We start from the raw sequence: 6,337 nt of genomic DNA on the forward strand, positions 1-6,337 counted from the left end.
CGGGCGACCGGGTGATGTGCACGCAGTACGAGTACCTGGCCGACCGCAAGCCGGTGCAGCTGGCCGTGAGCTGGGAGCCGCTGGCGCTCACCGACGGCACCGACGTCGTCTTCCCCGAGCGCGGCCCTTACGCCCGGCGCGGTGTGCGCGGCCGGTTCGCGGCGATCGGGATCCGGGTGGTACGGGCCGCGGAGCTGGTCGGCTCGCGGTCGGCGACGACGGCGGAGGCGGAGGCGCTGGGCTGCGCGCCGGGGCAGTGCGTGACGACGCTGGAGCGCACGTACTACGACGAGCGGGGCCGGGCGGTGGAGACCTCCGAGGCGGTGGTGCGGGCGGACCGCTGGCGGCTGGAGTACGACATCACGTTCACCGGCTGACGGCGGACACGACGCTCACCGGCCGACGGGGGACGCCGCGCTCACCGGCAGACGGCGACGCCGCGCTCACCCGCTGAAATGGGGGCGTCCGGTTCACCCGCTGGGGGGGCGCGCGACGTCCGCCGGTCGCGCGCCGCGCCGCGACGGGCGTCAGCCCTCCGCGACCTCGGCGTACATCTGGGACAGCTCCGGCGCCCCGTTCGCCGCCCACTCCGCGCCGATCTCCAGCACGTCCATCTCGCGCCCCGACGACAGCCGCACCACCGGCGCGCCGTCCTCCGGGTCGAGCACCCACTGCGCGTCCGCGATCGTCCGCACGATGACCGTGCCCAGATACAGCCCCGCGTCACTGCCCAGCCAGGGCGTGACCTCCGGGTCGTCCCGCCAGCCCGGCAGCAGTTGGTCCAGCTCCTCAAGCGACCGCGGCGTGTCGTCCAGCTCGACGCCGGCCGACTCCGCCTGGACGCGCAGCAGTTCGCACTCGCTGAGCAGCTCGGTGACGCCCTCCTGGTCGACCGGCGTGTCCACGTGCGACGCCCGCTGCTCACTCCCGGAGCCGTGCCGTCTGCGCCAGTTGTCGAGGAAGGAGATGTTCATGCCCCCACCCTCGCATCCGGGCAGGCGGCAGCACCACAGGCGCGCGGATCCGATTCGCTCACCAGGTGTTTCCCGGAAGGCCGTCTTGACCGTTCACTCCTGTCTCTTTAGCGTCATTGCGCCCCCCTGAGATAACTGGTCATGTCGAGACGCCGAACCGGGACCCGGAGGGCCACCTTGCGGATTCGCCTCGTCACCACCGCCACCCTGCTCACACTCGCCGCCACCGCCGTACCGGTGGCGGCCCAAGCAGCCGAACGGCCCAGCGGGCCGCGGCAGTTGGCCACGCTCTTCGACAACACCGCCGTCAGCGACGACGCCGACCCGGGCGCCGCGGACTTCGACGGCGCCGGCAGCTCGTTCTCCGCCGGGGACCTGGCCGCCGCCGGCTGGACACCCGGGCGCAAACTGGACATCGACGCGGCCGGGCTGCGGCTGCCGCGCTACGGCCGCGGCGCGCCCGACAACGTCGTCGCCGACGGCCAGTCCGTCGCGCTGCGCGGCACGGGCAACGCCGTCTCCCTGCTCGTCGCCGGCTCCGCCACCGCCGGTCCGGGCACCGGAGTCTCCGGCACCGGCACCGTGCGGTACGCGGACGGCAGCTCCAGCCCGTACAGCCTGACCGCCCCGGACTGGCGCACCGGGCCGCTCACCACCAAGGCGCTGGCGCTGCCCCGGTTCAACACCCCCGACGGGCCGCGGGCCGAGGCCACCCGGCTGTACGCGGTGACCGTGCCCGTCACCCGCGGCAAGCGGATCACCTCGCTGACCCTGCCCGACGACCCGGGCCCCGAGTCCGACCTGCACGTCTTCGCGGCCTCCGTACGGCCGGAAGCCACCGGCTGGACCGGAAGCTGGGCCGCCAGCGCCTCCGGCTACACCGCCGTGGGGCCGTGGACGGACCGGACGCTGCGACTCGTGGTGCACGCCGGCGCGGGCGGCGACAGCACCCGCGTACGGCTGGCCAACACCTTCGCCGCGTCACCGGTGCGGTTCGGGCAGGCCACCGTCGCCGTGCAGGGCGAGGGCGCCGCCACCGCCGGCGACCCGGTGCCGCTGACGTTCGGCGGCAGGACCGGCACCACCGTCGCCGCCGGCGCCGAGGCGGTCAGCGACCCGGCCCGCTTCACCGTGCCGCCGGGGTCGAACCTGCTGGTCAGCATCCACCTGCCGGAGACCGTGAGCGCCGCGCCGGTGCACGCCCTGGCCATGCAGAACTCGTACATCAGCGCCGACGGCAGCGGCGACCGCGCCGCCGACTCCGGCGCCGACGCCTTCACCGGCACCGTCGGCACCTGGCCCTTCCTCACCGGCATCGACGTGCGCGGCGGGCCCGGCTCCGTCGTCACCCTCGGCGACTCCATCACCGACGGGCACAGCTCCGGCACCGGGACGAACCAGCGCTGGCCCGACGTGCTCTCCGGCCGGCTGCGCGCACAGGACGACATGCCCCGCTACGGCGTGCTCAACCACGGCATCTCCGCGAACCGCATCGTCACCGACCGGTACAAGGGCGACGGCGTGAGCACCGACGTCGGCGGCGTCAGCGCCCAGCACCGGCTGGAGCGCGACGTGCTGGCGCAGACCTCGGCCCGTACCGTCGTGGTCTTCGAGGGCATCAACGACGTCCGCGCGGGCACCAGCGCCGACGAGGTGATCGCCGGGCTGCGCAGCATCTCCGAGCGGGCGCAGGCCCGGAGGCTGCGGGTGGTGGCCGCGACCATCGCGCCGTGCGAGGGCTACGGCGACTGCAGCCCCGCGGTCGACGCGCGGCGCACCGCGGTCAACGACTTCATCCGCGCCAACGCGGGCGCGGCGGACGCCGAGTTCGACGCGATGCTCGACTTCGACGCCGTGCTGCGCGACCCGGAGCGCCCGCAGCGGCTGCTGCCCGCGTACGACAGCGGCGACCACCTCCACCCCGGCCCCGCGGGGCTGAAGGCGGCGGCGGACTCGATCGACCTGGGGCTCCTCGTGCCGCGCTCCTAGGCCCTGCGCCCCGGCTCGTGAGGGCCTGTTCGTGGCGGCCTAGAGATCGAGGTCGACGACGACGGGGGCGTGGTCGGACGGGTTCTTGTCCTTGCCCGGCCGCCGCGCCTCCCGGTCGACGTACGAGTCGGTGACGGCGGCGGTGAACGCCGCGTTGCCGTAGACGTGGTCGATGCGCATCCCCTTGTTCTTCTGGAAGCCGAGCTGGCGGTAGTCCCAGAAGGTGAAGGGGATGTCGTACTTCAGCGCGCGCGGGTAGACCTCGCTGAGCCCGGCGGACTTCTGCAGCTCGGCGAGCGCCGCGCGCTCGGCCTCGCTGACGTGCGTGTGCCCGTCGAAGAGGGAGATGTCCCAGACGTCCTCGTCCTTGGGCGCCACGTTGTAGTCCCCGAGGAGGGCGTAGGGGCGCTCGCCCGGGGCCTCTTCCGCGGCCATCGCGCGCAGCGCCTCCAGCCAGCGCAGCTTGTACGCGTAGTGGGCGTGCCCGACGTCGCGGCCGTTCGGCACGTACAGCGACCAGACGCGCACCCGGCCGCACGTCGCGCCGAGCGCGCGGGGCTCGGTCGCGCCGTCGTACTGCGGCTGGTCCGGCAGGTCCTCGGTGACGTCGGCCAGGCCCGCCTTGGAGACGACCGCCACCCCGTTCCACCGGCCGTCGGCGCGGATCGCCGCCTCGTACCCCAGGGCCGCGAGCGCTTCGCCCGGGAACGCCTCCGCGGTGCACTTCAGCTCCTGGAAGCACACCACGTCGGGCGCGGTCTCCTCAAGCCACTGCAGGATGCGGGGCAGCCGGGGATTGATCCCGTTGACGTTCCACGTAGCGATGCGCACAGCCATGCCGACAACCTACCCCGCCCCTCTGACAACGGGCCCCGGGGATCCGCCGGGCCGACCGCGGGGCCTACACCGCCAGGCGGGCGCCCCGTTCGAGCCGGACGTGCTCCGCGCCGCCGATGCCCGGGCCGTTCGGGCCCAGCATGCGGCCGTAGAGCGGCGGAGCGAGGTCGGAGAGCAGGGCGTCGTGGACGTCGACCGCGCGCCGCGGGGCGACCGCGCGGACGTAGTCGACGACCTCGGCGAGCTTGTTCCACGGCGCCATCACGGGCATCAGCAGCGTCTCGACGGGGCGGTCCGGCACGGTCAGCGCGTCGCCCGGGTGGAAGACGGCACCGTCCACGACGTAGCCGACGTTGGTGACGCGCGGGATGTCCGGGTGGATCACGGCGTGCAGTTGGCCGTGCACCTCGACCTCGAAGCCGGCGGCGGTGACCACGTCGCCCTCGCCGACGGTGTGCACCCGGCCGGGGAACGCCGCGGCGACCTGCTCCGCCACGCTGCGCAGCGTCCACAGCTGCGCCGCGGGGCTGGTGTCGAGCGCGGCGCGCAGCCGGCCCTCGTCGAAGTGGTCGGGGTGCTCGTGCGTGACGAGCAGGACGTCCGCGCCGACCGCGGCGTCCGCCTCGCTGAACCCGCCGGGGTCGACGACGAGCACCGCCCCGTCCTTGGCCAGCCGGACGCAGGAGTGGCCCTTCTTCGTCAATTCCATGATGCCGGTGACAACTCCTCGTCAGTACTCCGTCGTGGACACCGTACGCACCACGAGGTTCTCGGGGTCCTCGGTGTTGACGACGATGGACACGTCCGGGCGCGCGCCGGGCTGCTTGAGCTTCAGCCCCGACCAGTCGCCCTCGGTGAAGTCCCAGCCGACCTCGTCCGCCTCGGCGGGCGTGATGGGGTTCAGGCCGTCCCGCAGCCGGGGCAGGGGCCGGACGTCCGTGCGCGAGAACGTCGTCTCCAGGTACTCGTCCACCGACTCCTGCGGGGCGGTGAAGTCGACGTACAGGGCGCTGTCGTGCAGCGAGTTCTGCTCGTAGTAGCGGATGTACTCGGCGCCGCCCGGGACGGGCACCTGGTAGATGCGGCGCAGCAGGCGCGGCGGCCAGCCGGACTCCATGTCGGTGTAGGCGGCGCGCTCGGCCTTGTCCCGGCCGCTCTCGCGGCTCTGCTGGGTGGAGAGCCAGCCGTAGACCAGCGGGACGCCGACGAGCAGGGCGATGGCGAGGTACGCCTTCCAGGAGCGGACGACGCGGCGCGGGGGGCGGTGGGGCATGTGTCCATTGTGTGCGGGATCGGGCTCGTGCCCGTACGCGGGACGCTCTCCCGAGTCCTGGAGGGTCACTTGCCGACCACCTGCGCGAACCGCTCGTAGCGCTCGACGCGCCGCCGGTTGGTGCGGCGGAACCTGCGGGCCACCAGGCGGGCCAGGTCGGCGGCGCCGACCAGCCCGGCGTCGTTGCCGAGGCGGGCGCGTACTATCCGGGCCTCGGGCCGGTAGCCGCGGCCGGTGAGGCTGCGGCCGAAGGCGTCCTGGGCGGGCTTGATGAGCAGGTCGTCGGCGGCGCTGACGCCGCCGCCGATGACGAAGCAGCCGGGGTCGAGGGCGGCGGCGAGGTTGGCGATGCCGACGCCGAGCCACTGGCCGATGTCCTGCAGCAGCTCTATGCACATCGCGTCGCCCTCGCGGGCCAGCTCGGTGATGAGCGGGCCGGTGATGTCGCCGACGTTGCCCTTGACGCGCTCGATGATCCCGTACGCGACCGGGGACTCGGCGGCGGCCAGCTCGCGGGCCTCGCGGACCAGCGCGTTGCCGGAGCTGTACTGCTCCCAGCAGCCGCGGTTGCCGCACGGGCAGCGGTGCCCGCCGGGCACCACCTGCATGTGGCCGAACTCCCCGGCCACCCCGTACTTGCCGCGCTTGACCTGGCCGTCCTCCAGGATGGCGCCCCCGATGCCGGTGCCCAGGGTGATCATCACGAGGTAGTCCTCGCCGCGGCCGGCGCCGAAGCGCCACTCCGCCCAGGCGGCGGCGTTGGCGTCGTTGTCGACCATCACGGGGACCCGCAGCCGCTCGGAGAGCGCGTCGCGCAGCGGCTCGTTCCGCCAGGACAGGTGCGGGGCGAAGAGCACCCGGCTGCGGTCGGCGTCGATCCAGCCGGCGGCGCCGATGCCGACGGCGTGCACGTCGTGGCGCTCGGAGAGGTCGAGGACCAGCTCGACGATCACGTCCTCGACGACCTGGGGGCTCTTGGACTTGTCGGGCGTCTCGGTGGTCGCGCGCTCCAGGATGTGCCCGTCGGCGTCGACGACGCCGGCGGCGACCTTCGTGCCGCCGATGTCGATGCCGACGGTGGGCACCCGGGGCGCGGTCAGGTGCGAGCGGCGCTCGCGGTGGCTCACGCTGCGCAGCACGGTGGCGCGCGCGGCACCGCGGTGCGGCGTCCTCTCGGCGGCCGTCACGGGCGCTCCCCTCGCCCGGGCCGAAGGCGCGGCTCGGTGGGTGCGGGTGATCGCAAGGGGTGGCCCCTTCCCCTGTC

Annotated in this window: 7 protein-coding genes; 2 read left to right on the forward strand and 5 right to left on the reverse strand. The window is 74.0% G+C overall.

Annotation, left to right across the window (positions count from 1 at the left end):
- On the forward strand, positions 1–377 hold a 377-nt coding region (locus H5J30_RS13915), incomplete at its 5' end, for a UTRA domain-containing protein (RefSeq protein WP_181787750.1).
- Between the two features lie 150 nt (positions 378–527).
- Here the strand turns inward: H5J30_RS13915 and H5J30_RS13920 are convergent.
- Positions 528–974, reverse strand: coding sequence for a DUF6278 family protein (locus tag H5J30_RS13920; protein ID WP_181787751.1), 447 nt, complete (start codon positions 972–974; stop codon positions 528–530).
- 177 nt (positions 975–1,151) lie between these two features.
- Here H5J30_RS13920 and H5J30_RS13925 point away from each other — a divergent pair, with 177 nt between their 5' ends.
- Positions 1,152–2,963 carry an SGNH/GDSL hydrolase family protein gene (locus tag H5J30_RS13925; RefSeq protein ID WP_181787752.1) on the forward strand — a complete coding sequence of 604 codons (1,812 nt, stop codon included), beginning with the start codon at positions 1,152–1,154 and terminating at the stop codon, positions 2,961–2,963.
- 39 nt (positions 2,964–3,002) lie between these two features.
- On the opposite strand, the gene H5J30_RS13930 is transcribed toward H5J30_RS13925, so the two are convergent.
- From H5J30_RS13930 to H5J30_RS13945, 4 genes are all read right to left on the reverse strand, one after another.
- Entirely contained in the window at positions 3,003–3,794 is a 792-nt protein-coding gene (locus H5J30_RS13930; RefSeq protein WP_181787756.1) for an exodeoxyribonuclease III, read from the reverse strand.
- A gap of 70 nt (positions 3,795–3,864) precedes the next feature.
- A complete protein-coding gene (locus H5J30_RS13935; protein WP_181787753.1) occupies positions 3,865–4,509 on the reverse strand; it encodes an MBL fold metallo-hydrolase in 645 nt (214 codons plus the stop codon).
- Positions 4,510–4,530: 21 nt separating this feature from the next.
- Positions 4,531–5,073 (reverse strand): hypothetical protein, encoded by a 543-nt coding sequence (locus H5J30_RS13940; protein ID WP_181787754.1) that lies wholly within the window; start codon positions 5,071–5,073, stop codon positions 4,531–4,533.
- Positions 5,074–5,138: 65 nt separating this feature from the next.
- Positions 5,139–6,260 (reverse strand): ROK family glucokinase, encoded by a 1,122-nt coding sequence (locus H5J30_RS13945; RefSeq protein ID WP_181787755.1) that lies wholly within the window; start codon positions 6,258–6,260, stop codon positions 5,139–5,141.
- Positions 6,261–6,337: the final 77 nt, after the last annotated feature.

It is taken from the genome of Streptomyces phytophilus, from assembly GCF_013870535.1.
Classification (GTDB): Bacteria; Actinomycetota; Actinomycetes; order Streptomycetales; family Streptomycetaceae; genus Streptomyces; species Streptomyces phytophilus.